At 40.9% G+C, this 1,076-nt stretch carries 1 protein-coding gene; it reads left to right on the top strand.

The features are described from left to right. Positions 1 to 1,076: polymorphic toxin-type HINT domain-containing protein (locus ACOVQ4_RS22875; protein ID WP_421822901.1), on the top strand; the 1,076-nt coding region annotated here is incomplete at both ends.

The raw sequence follows: 1,076 nt of genomic DNA on the forward strand, positions 1-1,076 counted from the left end.
CATTGGGTAACGGGATTATTGATATTGAGTTTAAGCACAGGCGAGCGTATAGCCACCACACCCAACCACCCATTTTATGCAAGGCATAAGTACCTTTCTGCCGAGGCACTAGTGGAAGGAGATACCCTATTTAGCCTCGACAAAACCCCTATTGTACTAAGAGGCAAAACCAACAAAGACACTACCGTACAAGTGTATAACTTTACGGTAAGCAACAACAACAATTATTTTGTAGGCAAAAACCACCTCTTGGTACACAATACCAACTGTTTGGCAGACAACCTCATTAACAATTTTCCAAATTTATATACTAAATTTAAGACCTTAACCGATGCCCAGAAAGACAAATTCTTAGAGGATTTTGCAGATGCGGAAGATGCCATTTTGGGAGTACTCAATCAGGGCAAAGCCTTTGAGGCGTGGGAGGTATTGCAGACGCGCAGTGAATTACGCAAAGACATTGCTTATCTAACAAAAATTAGTGGTATGCTTACCAACCCCAAGATACAAAAAGTATTTGGCTCAGGTCTGTCAGACGACTTAGCCAAAATGGCTACGATCAATGGCAATGTTAGCTTTTGGGGCAAAAGGGGCTTAGACTATCACTTGAATTTATTGGAAGAAACCGTAAACAAATTTGCAGACTTACCAGGTGCAAAGGGTATCAGAGACGGCGTAACAAACTCAGCCTCTGGCATGCAAGAAGGCACATGGCACTCACTTAGGCAAATGAACACCTTAGACCCCAGCAAGGTAAAACAGATGGATTTGAAATTTGATGGTGGCGATCTTAGCTGTAAAAATTGCAAGTTTGATATCGAGATGCACGAGGTTACGCCAGCAGATGATAACTGGATACGTTTTTATGAGTACAAAAGTTACAAAAACCCTGCTGAAATTGATATTGAGCAGTTTAAAAACTATATTGGCAGTATCACCAACCTAAAACAATTACGCTACGTGTTTGAAGAAAGTAAACTCACCGCCAGCGGTATCTCTGCCAAAGATGGTATGAAAGTGTTTTTTGTAAAATACTATGACACTATTTGGACAACTGGACAGCCAAAAGGATTGTT

Origin of the sequence: Flectobacillus sp. (genome assembly GCF_049240685.1) — a bacterium.
Classification (GTDB): Bacteria; Bacteroidota; Bacteroidia; order Cytophagales; family Spirosomataceae; genus Flectobacillus.